This window comes from Streptomyces sp. NBC_00286, assembly GCF_036173125.1.
Classification (GTDB): Bacteria; Actinomycetota; Actinomycetes; order Streptomycetales; family Streptomycetaceae; genus Streptomyces.
In genome coordinates, this window is sequence record NZ_CP108054.1 from 5,549,232 (window position 1) to 5,568,927 (window position 19,696).

Annotated in this window: 24 protein-coding genes and 1 pseudogene; 17 read left to right on the plus strand and 8 right to left on the minus strand. The window is 69.6% G+C overall.

Going from position 1 to position 19,696, the window contains the following annotated elements; genetic code table 11:
- Positions 1 to 21 precede the first annotated feature (21 nt).
- A complete protein-coding gene (locus OHT21_RS25545; protein ID WP_328770668.1) occupies positions 22 to 840 on the minus strand; it encodes a winged helix-turn-helix transcriptional regulator in 819 nt (272 codons plus the stop codon).
- Positions 841 to 1,109: 269 nt separating this feature from the next.
- Here OHT21_RS25545 and OHT21_RS25550 point away from each other — a divergent pair, with 269 nt between their 5' ends.
- The 10 genes and pseudogenes from OHT21_RS25550 (at position 1,110) to OHT21_RS25590 (ending at position 8,739) form a co-directional block, all read left to right on the plus strand.
- On the plus strand, positions 1,110 to 2,021 hold the full coding sequence (locus OHT21_RS25550; protein ID WP_328770669.1) for an alpha/beta hydrolase: 912 nt from the start codon (positions 1,110 to 1,112) through the stop codon (positions 2,019 to 2,021).
- Between the two features lie 68 nt (positions 2,022 to 2,089).
- A complete protein-coding gene (locus OHT21_RS25555; RefSeq protein WP_328770670.1) occupies positions 2,090 to 2,344 on the plus strand; it encodes a MoaD/ThiS family protein in 255 nt (84 codons plus the stop codon).
- Between the two features lie 890 nt (positions 2,345 to 3,234).
- A complete protein-coding gene (locus OHT21_RS25560; RefSeq protein ID WP_443050426.1) occupies positions 3,235 to 4,485 on the plus strand; it encodes a hypothetical protein in 1,251 nt (416 codons plus the stop codon).
- A gap of 462 nt (positions 4,486 to 4,947) precedes the next feature.
- Positions 4,948 to 5,283 (plus strand): annotated as a pseudogene (locus OHT21_RS25565) (zinc ribbon domain-containing protein); the annotation flags it as partial.
- Between the two features lie 145 nt (positions 5,284 to 5,428).
- Positions 5,429 to 6,178, plus strand: coding sequence for an LmeA family phospholipid-binding protein (locus OHT21_RS25570; RefSeq protein ID WP_328770671.1), 750 nt, complete (start codon positions 5,429 to 5,431; stop codon positions 6,176 to 6,178).
- A gap of 269 nt (positions 6,179 to 6,447) precedes the next feature.
- A complete protein-coding gene (locus OHT21_RS44745; RefSeq protein ID WP_352376456.1) occupies positions 6,448 to 6,531 on the plus strand; it encodes a putative leader peptide in 84 nt (27 codons plus the stop codon).
- Between the two features lie 155 nt (positions 6,532 to 6,686).
- The gene (locus tag OHT21_RS25575; RefSeq protein WP_328770672.1) at positions 6,687 to 7,532 is read left to right on the plus strand and encodes a sulfurtransferase; all 846 of its coding nucleotides are present in this window, start codon (positions 6,687 to 6,689) and stop codon (positions 7,530 to 7,532) included.
- 44 nt (positions 7,533 to 7,576) lie between these two features.
- Entirely contained in the window at positions 7,577 to 7,864 is a 288-nt protein-coding gene (locus tag OHT21_RS25580; protein WP_190087958.1) for a DUF1416 domain-containing protein, read from the plus strand.
- Between the two features lie 168 nt (positions 7,865 to 8,032).
- On the plus strand, positions 8,033 to 8,299 hold the full coding sequence (locus tag OHT21_RS25585) for a DUF3099 domain-containing protein (protein ID WP_328770673.1): 267 nt from the start codon (positions 8,033 to 8,035) through the stop codon (positions 8,297 to 8,299).
- Positions 8,300 to 8,346: 47 nt separating this feature from the next.
- Positions 8,347 to 8,739, plus strand: a complete 393-nt coding sequence (locus OHT21_RS25590) for a VOC family protein (protein ID WP_328770674.1) — start codon at positions 8,347 to 8,349, stop codon at positions 8,737 to 8,739.
- Here OHT21_RS25590 and OHT21_RS25595 read toward each other — a convergent pair.
- Positions 8,733 to 9,095 carry a DsrE family protein gene (locus OHT21_RS25595; protein ID WP_328770675.1) on the minus strand — a complete coding sequence of 121 codons (363 nt, stop codon included), beginning with the start codon at positions 9,093 to 9,095 and terminating at the stop codon, positions 8,733 to 8,735. The two genes, OHT21_RS25590 and OHT21_RS25595, sit on opposite strands and share 7 nt — an antisense overlap.
- A gap of 445 nt (positions 9,096 to 9,540) precedes the next feature.
- Here OHT21_RS25595 and OHT21_RS25600 point away from each other — a divergent pair, with 445 nt between their 5' ends.
- The 3 genes from OHT21_RS25600 to ygfZ are packed head-to-tail and all read left to right on the plus strand — an operon-like array spanning position 9,541 to position 11,609.
- Positions 9,541 to 10,116: an FABP family protein gene (locus tag OHT21_RS25600; protein WP_328770676.1), complete on the plus strand. Its 576-nt coding sequence runs from the start codon at positions 9,541 to 9,543 to the stop codon at positions 10,114 to 10,116.
- Between the two features lie 19 nt (positions 10,117 to 10,135).
- Positions 10,136 to 10,609: a Fur family transcriptional regulator gene (locus OHT21_RS25605; protein WP_328774216.1), complete on the plus strand. Its 474-nt coding sequence runs from the start codon at positions 10,136 to 10,138 to the stop codon at positions 10,607 to 10,609.
- Positions 10,610 to 10,643: 34 nt separating this feature from the next.
- A complete protein-coding gene (ygfZ, locus tag OHT21_RS25610) occupies positions 10,644 to 11,609 on the plus strand; it encodes a CAF17-like 4Fe-4S cluster assembly/insertion protein YgfZ (protein WP_328770677.1) in 966 nt (321 codons plus the stop codon).
- Between the two features lie 22 nt (positions 11,610 to 11,631).
- Here ygfZ and dtd read toward each other — a convergent pair whose 3' ends face one another.
- Positions 11,632 to 12,057 carry a D-aminoacyl-tRNA deacylase gene (gene dtd, locus OHT21_RS25615; protein ID WP_328770678.1) on the minus strand — a complete coding sequence of 142 codons (426 nt, stop codon included), beginning with the start codon at positions 12,055 to 12,057 and terminating at the stop codon, positions 11,632 to 11,634.
- 178 nt (positions 12,058 to 12,235) lie between these two features.
- Here dtd and OHT21_RS25620 point away from each other — a divergent pair, with 178 nt between their 5' ends.
- Positions 12,236 to 12,880, plus strand: a complete 645-nt coding sequence (locus OHT21_RS25620; RefSeq protein WP_328770679.1) for an RsiG family protein — start codon at positions 12,236 to 12,238, stop codon at positions 12,878 to 12,880.
- 232 nt (positions 12,881 to 13,112) lie between these two features.
- Entirely contained in the window at positions 13,113 to 13,901 is a 789-nt protein-coding gene (locus OHT21_RS25625; protein ID WP_328770680.1) for a carbonic anhydrase, read from the plus strand.
- Positions 13,902 to 14,059: 158 nt separating this feature from the next.
- Here the strand turns inward: OHT21_RS25625 and OHT21_RS25630 are convergent, their stop codons facing one another.
- The 3 genes from OHT21_RS25630 to OHT21_RS25640 all read right to left on the minus strand — a co-directional run bounded on the left by OHT21_RS25630 (position 14,060) and on the right by OHT21_RS25640 (position 16,356).
- Positions 14,060 to 14,830 (minus strand): DUF1775 domain-containing protein, encoded by a 771-nt coding sequence (locus OHT21_RS25630; protein ID WP_443050427.1) that lies wholly within the window; start codon positions 14,828 to 14,830, stop codon positions 14,060 to 14,062.
- A 118-nt stretch (positions 14,831 to 14,948) separates the two neighbouring features.
- Complete coding sequence (locus OHT21_RS25635) at positions 14,949 to 15,563, minus strand: sigma-70 family RNA polymerase sigma factor (protein WP_328770681.1); 615 nt, start codon at positions 15,561 to 15,563, stop codon at positions 14,949 to 14,951.
- Between the two features lie 82 nt (positions 15,564 to 15,645).
- On the minus strand, positions 15,646 to 16,356 hold the full coding sequence (locus tag OHT21_RS25640) for a hypothetical protein (RefSeq protein WP_328770682.1): 711 nt from the start codon (positions 16,354 to 16,356) through the stop codon (positions 15,646 to 15,648).
- A 210-nt stretch (positions 16,357 to 16,566) separates the two neighbouring features.
- On the opposite strand from OHT21_RS25640, the gene OHT21_RS25645 reads away from it, so the two are divergent.
- Together OHT21_RS25645 and OHT21_RS25650 are read left to right on the plus strand one after the other, a co-directional pair.
- The gene (locus tag OHT21_RS25645) at positions 16,567 to 17,652 is read left to right on the plus strand and encodes a right-handed parallel beta-helix repeat-containing protein (RefSeq protein ID WP_328770683.1); all 1,086 of its coding nucleotides are present in this window, start codon (positions 16,567 to 16,569) and stop codon (positions 17,650 to 17,652) included.
- A gap of 55 nt (positions 17,653 to 17,707) precedes the next feature.
- Positions 17,708 to 18,736 (plus strand): methyltransferase, encoded by a 1,029-nt coding sequence (locus tag OHT21_RS25650; RefSeq protein WP_328770684.1) that lies wholly within the window; start codon positions 17,708 to 17,710, stop codon positions 18,734 to 18,736.
- A gap of 96 nt (positions 18,737 to 18,832) precedes the next feature.
- Here the strand turns inward: OHT21_RS25650 and OHT21_RS25655 are convergent, their stop codons facing one another.
- Complete coding sequence (locus OHT21_RS25655) at positions 18,833 to 19,165, minus strand: TcmI family type II polyketide cyclase (RefSeq protein WP_328774218.1); 333 nt, start codon at positions 19,163 to 19,165, stop codon at positions 18,833 to 18,835.
- A gap of 50 nt (positions 19,166 to 19,215) precedes the next feature.
- Positions 19,216 to 19,695 (minus strand): SRPBCC family protein, encoded by a 480-nt coding sequence (locus OHT21_RS25660; RefSeq protein ID WP_328770685.1) that lies wholly within the window; start codon positions 19,693 to 19,695, stop codon positions 19,216 to 19,218.
- Position 19,696 lies beyond the last annotated feature (1 nt).

Sequence of the window (19,696 nt, forward strand, 5' to 3'; positions counted from 1 at the left end):
GCGGAGTCTACGCGGATGGACCTACCTCTGGGCAGGTCGTACGGCGGCTTCCTCGGCCTCCGCCGTGAGCCCGGCGTCCGAGGTGGCGTCCAGGTGCGCCGTCTCGTCCGCATCCTCCGGATTTGACCGCTCTGCCGGGGCCTTGACCTCGGTCGCGGTGCGGTCCAGCTTCTCCGGCGTAACGAATCGATAACCGACGTTCCGGACGGTCCCGATCAGCGACTCGTGCTCCGGACCGAGCTTCGCGCGCAGCCGCCGCACGTGCACGTCGACCGTGCGCGTACCGCCGAAGTAGTCGTAACCCCAGACCTCCTGGAGCAGCTGGGCGCGGGTGAAAACGCGACCAGGGTGCTGGGCCAGATACTTCAGCAGCTCGAACTCCTTGAAGGTCAGGTCCAGGACCCGGCCCTTGAGCTTGGCGCTGTAGGTGGCCTCGTCGACGGACAGATCGCCGTTACGGATCTCCATCGGGGAGTCGTCGTTGACGATCTGCTGGCGGCCCATGGCCAGCCGCAGCCGCGCCTCGACCTCCGCCGGGCCGGCGGTGTCCAGCAGTACGTCGTCGATGCCCCAGTCCGCGGTGACGGCCGCGAGACCGCCCTCCGTCACGACGAGGATCAGCGGACAGCCGGGGCCGGTCGACCGCAGCAACTGGCACAGGCTGCGTACCTGCGGCAGATCACGGCGGCCGTCGATGAGGATGACGTCGGCACCAGGGGTGTCGACGAGAGCGGGGCCCTCAGCCGGAGCCACGCGCACATTGTGCAGAAGCAGGCCGAGAGCGGGGAGCACCTCCGTCGACGGCTGAAGGGCATTGGTCAGGAGCAGCAGAGAACTCATCGTGTCCCACCTACCCGGGTCGTCCTACGGTCGTGCATGGTTCGCTCGCCCATAACGTCTGGTTCCTCCTCGGTCCCTGCGAGGACGTTTACGGCACTGCTTCGAACACTGTGCGGCTCCCGCGCCCCCGGGCGCCGCGGCTCGCGCTTTCACGACTTCACGTCGTACTTTCGCGTCGTATACAGCGTTCGTATACATCGCTCCTGAAAGCGCAAAAGGACCCGGGGGCTACGCTGCCCGAGTCCTTCATGCCCAGCAGAATAGCCCACATGAACCAAGGTCCGGCAGGTCATGTGACGCGATCTTTCAATCGTCCACTACCTGAGACAGCCCCGCGAGCCGAACAGCGGACGTTTCTGCGCACGGTCGACGGGGTCACGATCGATGCCCTGTACGAGCCTGGAAGGGGCACGTCAGCGCCGCCTTCCGAGCTTTCGGGGGCTCCGCCCGGCGATCATTCCAGCGGTCTTTCCGGCGACCTCGCGATCGTCGTCGCGCACGGCTTTACCGGAGATCTCGACCGGCCACATGTACGTCGGGTGGCAGGCTTTCTCGCGGAGCACGCGGCCGTCGTCACGTTCTCATTCCGGGGCCACGGGGCCTCCGGTGGGCTCTCCACGGTGGGCGACCGGGAGGTGCTCGACCTGGCGGCGGCGGTCGCCTGGGCACGAGAGCTCGGCCACACCCGCGTCGCCACGGTCGGCTTCTCGATGGGCGGATCGGTGGTGCTCCGGCATGCGGCGATGCACCGCCGAGGGGCAGCCCAGGAGAAAGTGGGGCGCACGGGAGCGTATACGGACGCGGTCGTGTCGGTGAGCGCCCCCGCGCGCTGGTACTACCGCGGTACGAAGCCCATGCGCCGCCTGCACTGGGTGGTGACCCGCCCGCTCGGCCGCACGATCAGCCGCTACGGCCTGCGCACCCGGATCCACCACCGCGACTGGGACCCGGTCCCCCTCTCCCCGGTCGAGTCGGTCCCCCTGATCGCCCCCACACCCCTGCTCATCGTCCACGGCGAACTCGACGGCTACTTCCCGCTGGACCACCCCCGGATGCTGGCCGCCGCGGGCGAGGGCCACGCAGAGCTGTGGCTGGAGGCGGGCATGGGGCACGCGGAGCACGCGGCGGACGATGCGCTGCTGGGGCGGATCGGTGCGTGGGCGGCGTCGGCCGCGCACTAGCCTGTCCGTGCCGACCGTAACCATGACAGTTACCGACTGACTCACTGACTGACTGATCGAGGAACCTGATGGCACAGGGCACGGTGCGTTACTGGGCCGCCGCCAAGGCCGCCGCCGGAGTCGCCGAGGAGCCGTACGACGCGGAGACCCTCGCCGAAGCGCTCGACGCGGCGCGCGAACGACACCCCGGCGAACTCGTCCGCGTCCTGCGGCGATGCTCGTTCCTCATCGACGGTGACCCCGTGGGCACCCGCGGACATGAGACGGTACGGCTGGCCGAGGGCGGCACGGTCGAGGTGCTCCCGCCGTTCGCAGGAGGGTGACGGGCATCATGAGCAACCAGCAGTGGCGGGCGCCCCGCTCGAGCGACGCCGAGGGCGGGGGATGGTCCGAGGAGGGCCACGGCTCCTATCAGAGCCACGGGTCCCGTGAGGGGCGTGGGTCCGAGGAGGGCCACGGCTCCCATCAGGTCCACGGCTCCCGTGAAGGCCTTGGGTCCCGTGAGGGGCATGGTTCCCACGAGGGCCGCGGCTCCCGTGAGGGGCACGGCTCCCATCAGCAGCAGCCCCGCTGGCCCGGGCAGCAGGCCTCCGACGAGGACCCGCAGCAGCAGACGCAGCAGTGGGAGGGGCAGACGTGGGACACGCAGACGCATGCGCGTCCGGTGCGGGTTGCGCCTCCGGCTGGCGGGCCGAATGCGGCTGCGGCTCCGCCTCCGGGTGCGGGTGTGGGGCCGTCTCCGGCTCGGACCCCGACTCCGGCTGCGGCGCCGAACGCGGTTCCGGCTGCAGCGCCGGATGCGGGTCCGGCTCCGACTCCGGCTGCGGGTTCGAATCCGGGTCCGGCTCCGGCTCCTGGTCAGGCTCCGGCTGAGCCGGTGTATGGGACGGGGCAGGGGTACGGGGTTCTTGGTTCCGGGTGGGATCGCGGGGCTGGGGAGTACGGGGCTCAGGGCCAGGCGTCGGGTTATGCGGCGCCGGCGTCGGATCAGCGGCCGCAGGGGTACGGAGCTCAAGCTCCGGCATCGGACCAGCGGTCCCAGGGATATGGAGCTCCCGCTCCGGTGTCGGACCAGCGGTCCCGGGAGTACGGGGCTCCAGCTCCGGGTTCGGCTCCGGGTTCGGCTTCGGCTTCGGACCAGCGGTCGCAGGAGTACGGGGCTCCGGCTTCGGATCTGCGGCCTCAGGGATATGGGGCTCCCACTCCCGCTCCGGTGTCGGACCAGCGGTCCCGGGAGTACGGGGCTCCAGCTCCGGGTTCGGCTCCGGGTTCGGCTTCGGCTTCGGACCAGCGGTCGCAGGAGTACGGGGCTCCGGCTTCGGATCTGCGGCCTCAGGGATATGGGGCTCCCACTCCCGCTCCGGTGTCGGACCAGCGGTCCCGGGAGTACGGGGCTCTGGCCTCGGACCAGGGGTCTCAGGGGTACGGGGCTCCAGCTCCGGGTTCTGCTTCGGATCAGCCGTCCCAGGTGTACGGGGCTCCGGCTTCGGCTTGGGATCACGCGGACCAGGGCCAGGGGTACGTGCAGGGGCCCGCGTACGGGGACTTCGCGCCCGCGCCCGCGTCTGCCGCTGCACCTGCGTCCGTGCCCGCAACTGTGCCCGCAACTGCGCCCGCGTCGGCGGCAGTTGGCGATCCGGCTGCCGCTGTCCCTGCCTCCGGTTCCGCCCCCGCCTACGGGCCGCCCACCCTCACCGGCAACCCCCGCGTCACCGACGCCCAGCGGGCCCGCGCCGAGGGGCGTTCGCCGATCATCGAACCGGGTGGGCAGCCGGCCGTGCTCACGGCGGTACTCGGGTTGCTGCTTGCGGGAACGGCGGCGGTCGGCGAGTACGCACTCGTCGTTCCGCTGGTGATCCTGCAGGCGGTGACCGCGGCGGGCTGGTTCCGGCTGAACGGCATGTGGCCCGCCCGGCAGGGCATCGCGCTGGCCTTCGCGGGTGCGCTCACGGCGGATGCCGTGCTGCTCTCGGCTGGGCGTGAACACGCCCCCGCCGCGATTCTCGGCACGCTCGGAGTGTGGGTCCTGCTCGTACTGGTCCTGCAGCTCCGTAGCCGGGCCGAACCCGATGAGCGGATGTACGGGCTGATGGCCACGGTTGCTTCTGCGGCGTTGGCCATTCTCGCGACTGGGCATCTCGCGGCGGTCGCGGATGCGGTGACGGTGGGTGGTGCGGCGGTTGCGGCGGCGATCCTGGCCCGCGCGCTTCCCCTGCCGACGCCGGCGTCGGTGCTTGTTGCCCTGCTGGCGGCGGCGGGTGTTGGCCTCGTGGCCGGCGGTCTGACCGACCTGGGCATGGACGGTGCCCTCCTCGGTGCCGCGGCCGGCGCCTGTGCCCTGATCGGCCACCGGGTCGCCAGTTACGACTACCCGTCCCGTTTCGTCCACTTCACGGCGGGAGTTGCCTTGCCGCTGGCGGCGGCGGCTCCGGCGGTGTACTTGCTGGGCAGGGCGCTGGGCTGAGGGCGGGGTTGTCTCGCCCCCGCCGCCCCTACCCGTCCCATACCAAGGGGCTCCGCCCCTTCGACCCCGCTGGGGCTCGGCCCAGACCCCACCAGGGGCTCCGCCACTGGACCCCATCGGCCTGAACGGCCTCGTCCTCAAACGCCGGACGGGCTGAAAAAACAGACCGTCCGGCGCTTGAGGACCGGGGGTCCGGGGGCTGGCCCCCGAGCGGGGTCCGGGGGCTGGCCCCCGAGCGGGGTCCGGGGCGGAGCCCCGAAGGGCGTCTGAGGGGATAGCCGGACGGGTAAGGGCGGCGGGGGCGAAAACCCCAGGCCCCCAACCCCCACCTGTCACCCCTTCTTTGCGAGGAGGTCCCGGTGTCCACGCCGGGGAGGAAGCGCATTCGGGTGTCGCGACGCGGAGTGTCGCCGCATCCGGTTCAAGGCGTGGAGCGCCCGTACCGCTGCCAGCCTTGGCGAGCAGCCGAAGTTCTTGGCCAGGGCCACCACGGCCCGCAAGGCCGCCGACGCCGCCATCGGCGCCACCAAACAGGCCCTGATCGAGATGGGCCGCAAGCACGGGCGGGACCTCCGCCTGGTCCACCCCGCGCACACCACGATGGACTGCGCGCAGTGCGGAGCGAGAGCCAAGCACGCACTGCCGCTGGGTGAGCGCACCTACACCTGCACCGCATGCGGAGTGTCCCGTCCGAGGGACAAGAACTCCGCCCGCGTGATGCTCGTCCGGGCTGGTCTCAACCCGGCTGGTGCCGAGGGCACAAGACCTCCTGGAGCGCTGCTCCAGGAGGCGGCCTGAGCCAGGAATCCCCTCTTCAGGGAGGGGAGGATTCAAAGGTGATCGACAACCCAACCCAATCCCCACCCCCCAACCCCCCACCCGAGTTACCCTCGCTCGACGGCCACCAGAGGCCGTCGATGCCGAGGTGGGGGAACACCAAGACATGCGCGCACTGCGAATACTCCTGATCGTCGCCGTCATTCTCGGCGGACTCTTCGTCATCGCCGACCGCGTACTCGTCGGCTTCGCCGAGGACGAGGCCGCGGACCAGCTGAAGACCAGCGAGGGCCTGGCCAGCACCCCCGACGTGTCGATCAAGGGCTTCCCCTTCCTCACCCAGATCGTCGGCGGCGAACTCGACGAGATAGAGGTCGGCATCCAGAATTACGAGGCGGACACCGGCGGCACTGTCCAGAACACCGGCCCCGACAAGATCCGTATCGACGACCTCACCGCCCAGATGCGCGGCGTCGCCTTCTCCGGCGACTACAGCTCCGCCACCGCCGACTCGGCCACCGGCTCGGCCACGATCTCGTACGACGAACTCCTCAAGGCCGCCAAGTCCGAACCGGTACAGCTCGCGAGCGGAGTCACCGCCGAAGTCGTCGGCCTCTCGGACGGCGGCAACGGCAAGATCAAGGTCGAGGTCGAGGCCACGGTGCTCGGCACCAAGCTCCCCCAGCCCGTCTCCGTACTGAGCACGGTCAGCGTCGAGGGCGACGTCGTCAGGGCGCGCGCCGACTCGCTCCCCGACCTCGGCGTCCAGCTCGCCGAGGACAAGGCTCGTACGGTCACCGATTTCCAGCAGCGCATCGACGGCCTCCCCGGCGGCATCAAGCTCGACAAGGTCGAGGCGGCCTCGAACGGCGTCGATATCACGGTGAAGGGTTCGGACGTCACACTCGCCGGGTAGGACGGGAGTCGATGTAAGACGGCAGTCGAGTCGATTTAAGACGGCAGTCGATGCGGGGCGGGGGCGCGCGTACGAAACCCTCCGCTGTCCGAAAGGCGAGACGCCCCCGTCCGCCCAGCAGATGCGATGAAGGCGACGCGTCTGCAAGGCCCGTACGAACGCGACCGAGCACGACTTCCCCGCCCCTTCATCCCGCATCGCGGACAATCACGTCTCATCATCCGACACGCCGGTGACATGCCAGCCCCACCCTCCCTACGATCGACCCCATGAAGCGACAGCAGGCGGATCTGACGAAGCGGCGGGCAGTAGACCTGTGCCGTGTCGCCGCCATGCTCTGTCGCACCTTCTGAGCGGAAGCGCCGTCTTCCGCGATCCCCGGGCCCTTTGACGCGCTCACCAGGTCAGGGCCACCCCCGTGCGCCACGTACGCCGCCGCTGTCCTGCGCGTACCGCACCCACTCATCGACGTACCGCCCCGCCGTAACTGCCCCGGAGGAGAAACAGAATGAGCCGCAGCGACGTCCTGGTTGACGCGGACTGGGTCCAGGAGCACCTGGACGACCCGAGTGTGGCCGTCGTCGAGGTGGACGAGGACACGTCCGCGTACGACAAGAACCACATCAAGAACGCGATCCGCATCGACTGGACCAAGGACCTCCAGGACCCGGTCCGCCGTGACTTCATCGACCAGGAGGGCTTCGAGAAGCTCCTGTCGGAGAAGGGCATCGCCAACGACACCACGGTCGTTCTCTACGGCGGCAACAACAACTGGTTCGCCTCGTACGCCTACTGGTACTTCAAGCTGTACGGCCACGAGAACGTCAAGCTCCTCGACGGCGGCCGCAAGAAGTGGGAGCTGGACTCCCGCGACCTCGTCGACGGCGCCCAGGTGCCGAACCGCCCGAAGACCGAGTACAAGGCCAAGCCGCAGGACACCTCGATCCGCGCCTTCCGTGACGATGTCGTCGCCGCGATCGGCGCGCAGAACCTGGTCGACGTCCGCTCGCCCGACGAGTTCAGCGGCAAGCTGCTCGCCCCGGCCCACCTGCCGCAGGAGCAGTCGCAGCGCCCCGGCCACGTGCCGAGCGCCCGCAACATCCCGTGGTCCAAGAACGCCAACGACGACGGCACCTTCAAGTCGGACGACGAGCTCAAGGAGCTCTACGCCGAGGAGCAGGTCGACCTCGCCAAGGACACCATCGCGTACTGCCGCATCGGTGAGCGCTCGGCCCTGACCTGGTTCGTCCTGCACGAGCTGCTCGGCGTCGAGAACGTCAAGAACTACGACGGTTCCTGGACCGAGTACGGCTCCCTCGTCGGCGTGCCGATCGAGCTCGGCGCCAACAAGTAAGCCCCCGACCTTTCAACTACCTCTCAGACTCTCAGGAGCAGCACATGTGTGGAGCGAAGGCCGGCGGCCCCGACGCCTCGACGATCAAGCCCGGTGAGACCACCATCCAGGGCCAGGTGACCAAGGACGGCGAGCCCGTGGTCGGCTACGTCCGCCTGCTTGACTCGACCGGCGAGTTCACCGCCGAGGTCCCGACCTCGGCGACCGGACAGTTCCGTTTCTACGCGGCCGAGGGCACGTGGACCGTACGCGCCCTCGTCCCGGGCGGTACCGCGGACCGTACGGTCGTCGCCCAGACGGGCGGGCTGTCCGAGGTCGCGATCGCCGTCTGAACGACGCCTGATTGCCGTCGGATCGCCGTTTGAACGGTCCGACGGCACGCACCGTATGAAAGGGCCGAAGGGCCGCACCCCTGGGAGTTGGACGCCACCACTTTTGGTCGGGGTGCGGCCCTTCGGCCTGCCCGGAACTCCGGGCCTCTCCGGGCCTACGCTGGAGGTATGTACGCACGACGGCGTCACGCCTACTTCGCCATGATGGGCACGTGCATCGGACTCTTCGTCCTGGCCTGGGGAGTCGTGCGGCTCTGGTCGATGCCCGTGGCCGTCGGGATGTGCGTCGTGGCGATGGTGATTCCGCCCCTCGCCGCCATGGTCGCCAACCGGCGCGGCCCGGACGACCGCTGGTGGGACGACCCCTCCGGCGATCCGAAGTCCGACGAGTGGTGGGACGAGTTGGACGGCAAGAAGCGGCGGCCTGGACGGTAAGAGCGGTAAGACTCGACGGTACGAAGCGCCGCCGCTAGAACGGGGCCATGACTCGTACGAAGGTGTCCACCGTCGTGCTCGACGCGCACGACGCGCATCAACTGGCCGATTTCTACGTGCGGTTGCTCGGGTACGAGGTACGTGGCGACGAGCCCGACTGGGTGCTCATCGGGCCCCCGGACGGGGACGGCGTCTCGCTCGCCTTCGAGACCGAGCGGGAGTACGTCCGGCCCGTCTGGCCCACCCGCAAACCCGGTGACCAGCAGATGATGCTGCACCTCGACATCGAGGTCGACGACCTGGAGGGCGAGACCGCGCGGGCCGTCGCGGCGGGCGCGACGCTCGCCGACTATCAGCCGCAGGACGATGTACGGGTGCTGCTGGACCCCTCCGGGCACCCGTTCTGCCTGTGGACACAGACAGACCCAACAGGTCAGTAGACGAGCGCCTGGGTGTCGTCCGCCAGCGCCTCCTGCACGAAGACCTGCGCCCCCGCGATCCGTACGCCCTCGATCACGTCCTTCTCCGTGATGTCCCGCCGGGCCGCGCACTGCGTACAGAGCGTGAGGCGGCCGCCGGCCAGTACCGATTCGAGCAGGTCGGGGAGCGGGGCCGCGTACGGCAGCTCGAACTCGGCGGCCTGGCCCGGCAGCGCGAACCACGCCGACTCACCGGTCAGCCAGAGCGAGACCTCCACCCCGCTGGCCACGGCGACCGCCGCCACCGTGAACGCCTGCGAGCACCGCTCGGGAGCGTCCGCCCCGGCCGTCACCTTGATCACGAGCTTCTTCGCCATAGGAAGAAGCCTAGGCGCTCCGCTGGAAGTGCAGTGATGAGGCCGCGGGCCGGTGGGGGCTGGTCGCTCCCCCACTCTCGGCTGCGCTCGAGCGGGGGGACCCCCATCGCGGCGGAGCCGCATATGTCACAGCCCCGCGCCCCTTTGGGGCGCTGCCCGAACCGCATCGGACTTCAGCATGGTTGCTTGGTCGCGGCACCTCGCACGGAGCGCCGTTCCACGGCCGCGTAAGCTGGAGCCCGGCTCTGTGTACGGGCCCTACGCCCAACCCCGCTCATTCAAGGAGCACCCTGTGCTTGAGATCTTCTTCGAGGTTCTGCTGATCCTGGTCTGCGTCGGCGTTCTCGCCTTCGCCGGGCTGACCGTGAAGAAGCTGTACCAGGGCCAGCGCTGAGCGCCGTCACGGACGCCCCCATCACCCACGTACGAGACTTCTGAGCTGATCATGATCGAGATCCCGTCCGACCTCCACAAGGACCTGGTCCCCCTCGCCTTCCTGCTCGGCAGCTGGACCGGCGCGGGCGTCCACGACTTCCCCGGTGCCGAGAAGTGCAACTTCGGCCAGGAAGTCAGCTTCAGCCACGACGGGCGGGACTTCCTCGAGTACCACTCGCGTACGTGGGTGCTGGACTCCGAGGGCAACAAGGTGAAGCCGCTGGAGACCGAGACCGGCTACTGGCGTATCGACGCCGACCGCAAGGTCGAGGTCGTGATGGTCCGCGACGACGGCGTCGTCGAGGTCTGGTACGGCGAGCTGGCCGACAAGAAGCCGCAGATCGACCTGGCGACGGACGCGGTCGCGCGCACGGCGGCCTCGGGCCCGTACAGCGGCGGCAAGCGCCTGTACGGCTACGTCAAGAGCGACCTCATGTGGGTCGGCGAGAAGCAGACCCCCGAGGTACCGCTCCGTCCCTACATGTCCGCCCAGCTCAAGAAGGTCGTCAGCCCCGAGGACGTCGAACGCTGGGCCAAGGCCCTTCCGGACGACATGCCGGACGACGGGATCGCGTTCTTCAAGTAGCCATAGACTTTCCAGTGTGGTGAGCACTCAGAGCAGTACCGGAAGCACCGGAAGCAGTGCCGAAGGCACTGACTGGAAGAGTGATCTGCGGCAGCGCGGGTACCGGCTGACGCCGCAGCGGCAGCTTGTGCTGGAGGCTGTGGACTCGCTGGAGCATGCGACGCCCGACGACATCCTCGGGGAAGTGCGGAAGACGGCGTCGGGGGTCAACATCTCCACCGTGTACCGGACGCTGGAGCTTCTCGAGGAGCTCGGGCTCGTCTCGCACGCCCACCTCGGGCACGGGGCGCCCACGTACCATCTCGCCGACCGTCATCACCATCTCCACCTGGTGTGCCGGGACTGCCGGAACGTCATCGAGGCGGATGTGTCGGTCGCCGCGGACTTCACGGCGCAGCTGCGGGAGAGCTTCGGGTTCGACACCGATATGAAGCACTTCGCGATCTTCGGCCGGTGCAAGGACTGCGCGGGCAAGAGCGCGAGCAGGAAATAAAACACGCAACTACTCGGTCGTAGGGTGTATGCCCATGAAGAGCCCCTTGCTGTCCCTGCCCGGTGCCGTGTCCGCCGAGGGCGTGGACGAAGGCGTCGCCGCGCACTACGGCGACCTGTTCCGCGAACAGCGTGCCCTCGCCGACGGCAGGGGTTTCGTCGACCTCTCGCACCGCGGCGTCATCACCGTCACCGGCGACGACCGGCTCAGCTGGCTGCACCTGCTGCTCACCCAGCACGTCTCCGACCTCCCGCCCGGCCACGCCACCGAGGCGCTGATCCTCTCCGCGCACGGCCATATCGAGCACGCGCTGTATCTCGTCGACGACGGGACGACCACGTGGGCCCATGTGGAGCCGGGTACGCAGGAGGCGCTGATCGCGTACCTGGAGTCGATGAAGTTCTTCTACCGGGTCGAAGTCGCGGACGGGACAAGCGAATTCGCGGTCGTGCATCTGCCGGCGGGTTCCATCGCCGAGGTGCCGGACGGTGTCGTCGTACGAGAGATGTCGTACGGGCGTGATCTGTTCCTGCCGCGCGGCGATCTGGAGTCGTACGCCGAGAAGCACGGGCCGGCCGCCGGGCTCCTGGCCTACGAGGCGCTGCGCGTCGAGCAGCACCGGCCGCGGCTCGGGTTCGAGACCGACCACCGGACCATTCCGCACGAGCTGGGCTGGATCGGTACGGCGGTGCATCTGCAGAAGGGCTGCTACCGGGGGCAGGAGACCGTCGCCCGCGTCCAGAACCTGGGCAAGCCGCCGAGGCGGCTGGTCTTCCTCCACCTGGACGGCAGCGAGGTGCATCTGCCGCCGCACGGTACGGAGATCCGGCTCGCGGAGGAGGGCCCGGAGGGGCGCAAGATCGGTTTCATCACGACGTCCGTACGTCATCACGAGCTCGGCCCGGTCGCCCTGGCGCTGGTGAAGCGGAACGTGCCGGTCGACGCGCCGCTGATGGCGGACTCGACGGCTGCCTCGCAGGAGGCCGTCGTCGAGGTGTAGGGCACGGGATCTTTCGCGGGGTTCACATCTCGAGCAGGACCGTGAACGGGCCGTCGTTCGTCAGCGATACGCGCATCTTGGCGCCGAAGCGGCCCGTCGCCACCGTCGCGCCGAGGGCACGGAGCTGGGCGACGACCTCGTCCACGAGGGGTTCGGCGATGTCGCCGGGGGCGGCGGCGTTCCAGGTGGGGCGGCGGCCCTTGCGGGCGTCGCCGTAGAGCGTGAACTGGCTGATGACGAGCAGCGGCGCGTCGATGTCGCTGCACGACTTCTCGTCGTCCAGCATCCGGATCGACCAGAGTTTGCGGGCCAGTTGGGCCGCCTTGTCCTTGGTGTCCTCGTGGGTGACGCCCACCAGGACGCACAGCCCCTCGCCGTTGATCTCTCCGACCGTCTCGCCGTCGACGACCACACTCGCGCCGTCAACCCTCTGTACCACCGCACGCATACGGACCATCATGCCGTGCGTCGGCTTGACCTCCGTAGGGGGTTCTCTGAGGTCTGTTTATCACTCCTTAAGCCTCCATCTGGGGCGTATCGGATGCACTCCGGCTCATAGCAGCCTGCGGAGCTGGCACGATGCATCCACACGCCGGTCGAGGGGACGGTTGAGGCATATGAGCACCATGAGCACATCGGGTATGGGGCAGTCACCACCTGCGGTCGCGGGGGCCATCGCAGGGGTACGACCGCCCGCGCAGCGGACCGACAGCCCGCCGGTCGAACGCGATCTGTCGGGCCTGGGGCTGCCCGAACTGCGCACCATGCGGCGGGGCGCGCAGCGGGACGAGGCGGATCTCAGCTACGTACGGCGGCTCGTCCAGGGGCGGATCGACATCCTGCGCGCGGAACTGGGGCGACGGGCCGAGCCCGCCCGGGACGCCGGGTCGTCCGCCGCGGCAACGGCTGCCGAGGGGGAGTCGGTCGGCTCATCCGTCTCTTCTGTCTCATCTGTCGTGGCGCGGTTGTCGGAGATCCTTACGGACATGCCCGCGCGGCAGCGTTCGTCGGCCCGGCATGTCACGCTCGGCACGCCGCACAGCGAGGAGTACCGGCGGCAGGCCGCGGACATGCTCGCGGAGGTGGAGCTGTCCGACCTCGAGGCCCGTACGGATCTGGAGCTGGACACCGCGATGGGCCGCCTCGTCCGGTACGAGCAGCAAGTCTCGCGCCGGCGCCGCCAGTTGCAGCGGACGGCCGACGACTGTGGCGCGGAGATCGCGCGCCGGTACCGCGAGGGCGAAGCGCGCGTGGACGACCTGCTTGTCTGAGGCGGCGTCGAGTTGGCGTCGAGTTCTTGTCGGCGTCGAGCCGCACCGCCCGTACGAGTGACGATTATCGGCCTGGTTCGGCCCTGCTCGGCCTGGGTTACCCGGCGTCACCCGATGTGACGCCGGGTGCGCTGGCTGAGCCCTTCTTTCGCCCTGCTTCAGAGCTGTACAGACGCTGATCGACAGCCCGCCAGAGTGGCCTTCCCGCACCACACTGGAAGGGGCAAGACACATGCGTAGTGCTGTGCGACCACAGCGCAGGGCCGTTCTCACCGGAGGACTGGCGGCGGCCGCCGTGGCCTTCCTCACCGGCTGTTCGTCGAAGACGGACGGCGGCGGGGCGGCGGACCCGGCTGCGGCCGCGGGGGCGGCGAAGAAGAGTCCCGCCACGCGCCCACCGGCCGCGGGCGAGCGGCCGGACTCGCCGTGGGCGGCGTTCGCGAGGCTCATGGAGGGCAACGAGCGCTGGGTGGACGGGCAGCTTCGGCACCCGGACCGGGATCCCCGTCGGCGTGAGTTCGTCGCCGAGGAGCAGGACCCGTTCGGCGTGGTCCTCTCCTGCATCGACTCCAGGGTGCCGCCGGAGCTGCTCTTCGACACCGGGCTCGGGGACCTGTTCGTGATGCGTACGGGCGGGCAGGTGGTCGGCGACGTGGTCACCGGTTCCGTCGAGTACGGCCCCATGACCTCCGGCACCCCGCTCATCGTCGTACTCGGTCACCAGCGCTGTGGCGCGGTCAAGGCGGCGCACAAGGCGCTTAAGGACAACAAGCCGCTGCCCGGCAACCTCCACTCGATCGCCGAGGCCCTGCGCCCCGCGTACGAGGTGATCGCCAAGGAGAAGCAGGCGGATCCGGTCGACGCCATGACTCGGGTGCACATCAAGAAGACCTCCGCCGACCTGCGGTCGAACAGGGATCTGGGGCCGCTGGTGGAGAAGGGCGAGCTGGCGGTCGTCAGTGCTTACTACTCGCTGGACTCGGGGCGGGTGGAGGTGCTGACGGGGGCGCCGACCGCCTGACGGAGAGCGCCAGGTAGGGAACAGGCAGGCCCGGCATGCCCGTGTGGGTATGCCGGGCCTGTCCGCGTCATGGCGGTGGCGCCTGCCCGCCTCTCGAAGGTGCCCTTGGCCCTTCGGGCACTGGGCCTTGAGCCCTTGAGCCCCTGAGCCCTTCGGCCTCAGGCCGATTCGTTGCGCCGGCTGCGCAGCCACCACGCCCCGCCGCCGAGTACCAGGACAGTCGCGGCGATGCCGACCGGTACGGCGACGGGCATGCCGTCGTCGCCCTCCGCGTTGTTCGCCGCGGGCTCCGCCGCCGGGGTCGACGTGCCGGTCTTCGGTTCGCTCGCGGCCGCGTCGGACGAGGGGGCCGAGGGTGTGGGCTCCTCCGAGGGGGTCGGGCTCACGGGCTTGGCGCCGGGGGCGGCGGGCTTCAGGTCCAGGCGGGGCGCGGGGTGACCGTGGCCGTGACCGTCCGAGCTGTCCTCTTCCTCGAGTTCGATCCAGCGGTCCACCTTGCCGTCGCTGTAGCTCTGCACGGTCTTGAAGACCAGCGACTTGGCGTCGGGCAACTGTCGTACGTTGACGACGTATTCGGCGTCCTCCCCGACGGCCAGCTTCGGTCCGGAGACGGTGTAACCCCGGTCGGTGGCGGTGAGCTTCCAGCCGGTCGGGCCCTTCTTGTAGGTGACGTCGCCGGGCGCGATGCCCTTGGGCAGGATCACCTCCAGCTTGCTGATGCCGGCCGTGCCGGACTCCGATGCCGCGGAGAAGGTCAGCGCGACGTTCTGGTCGAGGGCCCGGGCGCCCTCCGCCTCGACGTGCGCATGGGCGGCGGCCGGCCCCGCGGTGACGACGGCGACCACGAACGCGGCTGCCGTGAGGCCGCCGAGAGTGCCGACTCGGCGCAGGCTGCGGGGGAGGGGGAGGGCGGGGCTCGCGTACTGCACGGGGGCTCCTAGTAGCGGTGGTGTAGGGGGATTGGTTCGGGTCTCTGGGCGCCGCCGCCCAGCCCATGAGGCCGGGCGGCGGCAGCGGCGTACGGCCGCACAGGGGCCGTACGGAATTTCAGGCAGCCACCGCGGCCAGCGGCCGATGGCCTTCCGCCTCGTACAGTGACTCGATCAGTGAGCTGCGGGCGCGGGCCACGCGTGAGCGCACCGTGCCGACCGGGCAGCCGCTGAACCGGGCCGCCTCCTCGTAGGAAAGGCCCAGCATCTGGGTCAGTACGAAGGCCTCGCGGCGGTCGTCGGGCAGTGCGGCCAGGAGTTCCGCGAGGGCGATGCCGTCGTCGAAGCCGGGCAGGCCGCGCGGCTGGGCGTGCTCGGCGGCCGACTGCCAGTTGTCCCGGTCCGACAGGCGGGGCCGGGCGGAGGCGTACCGGAGGTTGTCGACGACCGCGCGGCGCGCGATGGCCAGCAGCCAACTCCGCGCCGAGGAACGGCCTTCGAAACGGTGCAGGCTGCCGAGGGCCCGCAGGAAGGTGTCCTGGGTCAGGTCGTCGGCGGCTTGCGGGTCGGCGCCGAGGTACGTCACGTAACGGCTGACGTCCCGGTGGAGGGCGCGCACGAACTTCTCGACGGCGTCCAGGTCACCGCCACGGGCGGCGAGCGCCCAGGACGTTATCGACTCGTCGTGCGGGCGATCGGCGCTGCGTGTGCTGTGCAGAGCAGGAGTGAACACGGGTGTCCTTCTCGGGGTCCGGGAACCAGGCCGCAGCACAGGGCTCGGCGGTTCCGGTGACTGTGGGTGGCTCCGGCTGTCGTCAGAGGACAGCGGGACCGGCGGGCGGACCCCGAGAAGTGATCGCGTATACGAGGAGAAGCTGCCGCAGCGCGTCAGCCGTACGGCCCCGGCGGGCGCGGACGCGCGGGCGGTACGGCGGCGCGGGCAGCCGGAGCGCCAGCCGCAGCGGTGCGACGAGCCATCCGGCGAGGACCCGCAGGATACGGAAGGCGGCGCGCTCACCGTGGGCGAGCCACAGTCCGCCCAGCAGGGCGGCGGCCAGGTGAGCGGCGAGCATGCTCGTGGTGGACATGCCGTCCATGAGGTGACCCGCGTGGGCCGTGGACGAGTCCATGGAGGACGTCATGCCCGCCATGTCATGGCCCATGGAGTGCGCGCCCGCCGGCGCCTCGTGGGAGTGCGTGCCGCTCCCCGGCGGCGTGCACAGCAGACGGCGCACCCAACTCTCGGCGAGCGACGCCGAATCCGGCCGTACGACCGCCTGCGCGAGCGAGAACACCGCGTGGAGGAGCACCTGGGTGGCGACCGCGAGGGAACCGACCACGAAGAGTCCGCGTTCCCGGCCGGCCAATCCCCATGCCATGCCGCCCGCGGCCACGGCTCCGGAGGCCAGCGCCCAGCCGGGCACGGCGACACCGGAGGTCATCACATGCCCCTGGACAGCGAACAGCACGCAGACGACCGCGAACATCGCGGCCCTCAGCGTACGAACACTCCGTCCAGCACTCATGGCGGCTTCATCCTTGCACCGGCAACTGGGCCGTCACAGCCCAATACGGACAACCACCGGGTGGGCCACTCAATCCGGTACGTGTGATCCAGGCCACTGGTGATCCAGCGGTACCGGCAATGTCGTTGTCGACCCCGCTGCCGTACGGGACACGCCGCCGGATGGCGCATCCGGACTGCGCTGCCGCAACTGGTGCATAAAGTGCGGAATATGAAGAAACGTAATATCGCCTACCTGGCATGCGCAGCAGCGGTCATCGGGACGGGGCTCGGGGCCGCCCCGCCGGCCGTCGGCCATACGGTCCACGTGGTCCAACCGGGACAGTCGATCCAGAAGGCGGTGGACGCCGCCGAACCGGGAGACACCGTCCTCCTGAGACGCGGCACCTACCGCGAGAGCGTCAACGTGAGCACACCCGGGCTCACGCTGCGCGGCATGGACCGCGGCGTCGTGATCAGGCCCGGCGCGAAGCCCAGCGCGAAGCCCAGCGCGAAGAAGGCCGCCAACAGCTGTGCCGCGAACGGCAACGGCATCTGCGTGGTGGGGACGAAGGACCGCAGAGTCGAGGACGTCACCATCGCCTCCCTGAAGGTGGCCGGCTTCGCCAAGAACGGCGTGTACAGCGCGCGGACCGACCATCTGACCGTGCGGAACGTGACCGCGGCGGACAACGGGGTGTGGGGCATCGCCCAGGAGAGCTCCGTACGCGGTGTGTTCCGGTGGAACACCGCCCGGGACAACGGTGACGCGGGCCTGTTCCTCGCCAACACGGTCACGGCCGAGAAGGGCGCCGCGGACAGCCGGGAAACGATGGTGGAGCACAACCGGCTGGAGGACAACCGCATCGGCGTCACCGTCCGGCGCCTGCGCAACCTCGGCGTCGTGGGCAACCACGTCACCGGCAACTGCGCCGGAGTCTTCGTCGTCGGCGACGAGAACAAGCCGAGGGCCGGCGATCTGGCCGTACGCGACAACCACATCTCGCGGAACAACGCGTACTGCCCGAAGACCGAACGGCTGCCCTTCCTGCAGGGCTCCGGCATCGTGCTGACCGGCGCCGAGCAGACGCTCGTGAGCGGGAACGAGATCTCGGAGAACGTCGGTACCTCGCCGTTGTCGGGCGGCATCGTCCTGTTCAAGAGCATGGTCGGCGTCACCAGCGAGCGGAACCGGATCAGCGGCAACTGGCTGGAGGGCAACGCGCCGGCCGACATCGTCAACACAGACACCGCCGGCAAGGGCAACACCTTCGAAGGCAACTCCTGCATGGCCTCCAGGCCCGCGGGACTGTGCTGACCCGCCGGCCGTATCCACCCGAGGATCAAGAGAAGTGAAGGAAGGAACGCGGCACATGACGACCGCACAGACCGCCCCGCCGCCCCCCATGAGGCTGAGGGAGCTCGTGTTCGGAGCGGCATGTGCCGCCGCCCTCCGCGCCGCCGTCCGGCTGGGCGTCGCCGACGCTCTCGGTGACGGCCCCATGGCCGTGGAGGATCTCGCGGGCGCCGTGAAGGCCGAACAGGGGCCGCTGCGGCGGCTGCTCAGGGCCCTGTCCTGTTACGGCGTCTTCGCCGAGCGGCCGGACGGGACGTTCGAGCACACCGACATGTCCCGGCTGCTGCGCGAGGACGACCCGCACAGCCTGCGCCATATCTCGCTGTGGTGCACCGAGCCATGGACCTGGGACGCGTGGCCCAGGCTCGACGAGGCGGTACGCACCGGCCGCAATGTCGTCGAGGAGTTGTACGGCAAGGAGTTCTTCACCTACCTCAACGAGGACGCCCCGGAATCGGCCGACGTCTTCAACCGGGCCATGACGACCTCCAGCGTGCAGTCCGCGCGGGACGTCGCCAACTTCCTTGATCTGTCCGGGAGTTCATCGGTGGCCGACATCGGGGGCGGTCAGGGGCATGTGGTGGCGAGCCTGCTGGAGAAGTACCCCTCGATGCACGGCGCGCTGCTCGATCTGCCGCGCGTGGTGGACAACGCCGATCCGCGGCTTCGTGTGGGCGGCGAGTTCGGCGACCGGATGCGCATCGTGGCCGGGGACTGCCGGGTGGCCGTTCCGATCAGGGCAGATGCGTACATCATCAAGAACATCCTGGAGTGGGACGACGACAGCACCGCCCGGACCCTGCGCAACGTCATCGAGGCGGGCGGGCCCGGGGCGCGCGTCGTCGTCATCGAGAACCTCGTCGACGACACGCCGTCGATGCGGTTCAGCACCGCCATGGACCTGCTGCTGCTCCTCAACGTCGGCGGGGCCAAGCACACCACCGAGAGCATGACCCGGCGGCTGACCGACGCGGGGCTGGCCATCGGGGACGTACGACCGGTCAATCCGTATCTGCACGCGTTCGACTGCACCGTGCCCGGGTGATCGGCGGGTGCCTCGGACGAGAGCTTGACCTGACGGCCGCCGGGCCCGCGACTGACTGACTGTCGCGGGCCCGGCGGCCGTTCGGCGTTGCGCGGTTCAGGCGGTGGGGTCACGCTCCCAGCGGTAGAAGCAGTGGGCCATCGCGTCCTTCGGGGAGCGCCAGGTGGCTGGGTCGTACGCGGTGACGTACGCCGACAGGCGCTCGCTGATGTCCCGGAACTCGGGGTGTCCGGCCATCTTGGCGATGGCCGGGCCGGGGTCCTGTTCGGACTCGATGAGGTGCAGGTACACCTCGCCGAACTGGAAGAGGCTGCGGCGGGCGACTCCCACGAGGTGCGGCAGTTCGCCCCGGTCGGACTCCTTGAAGATCTTGGCGATGTCGGGGGCAGAGCCCGGCGTCATCCGGGCGACGATCAGGCTCTGGTGCATGGACTTGGACTTGGACTTGGACTGGGGCATCGGCCTGTTCTCCGTCCGGGTCAGTCGGTGAGGGACGGCTCGCGGCGGCGCTGAGTGGCGGCCTGTTCGATGCGGTCCCGGATCAGGGCCATCTGGACCTTGGAGTTCTTGTTGATGTTGTCCGTCATCCAGGCGTCGTCGACCGGTGCGTCCGGCTTCATCGAGAAGTCCTGCGTCCACACCATCCGGGTGCCCTCCGGCACCTTCTTGTACTGCCAGCGGATGTTCATGTACGCGAAGGGGCCGGTCTCCACGCGGCGGGCGCGCACGCTGCGCGCGTCGCGGTCCGTTTCGCGCTCCGAGACCCAGCTCCAGACGGTGCCGTTCTCGTCGGGCTTCATGGTCAGCCGGAACGTGGTCTTGTTCCCCTCCTGGGAGAGGATCTCGACCGAGGCGTACTCGCTGAACAGCTGAGGCCAGTTCGCCACGTCGTTGGTCATGTCCCAGACCAGGTCCAGCGGGGCGGCGATGACGATGTCGTTCTCCGTGTGTCCGGTCATG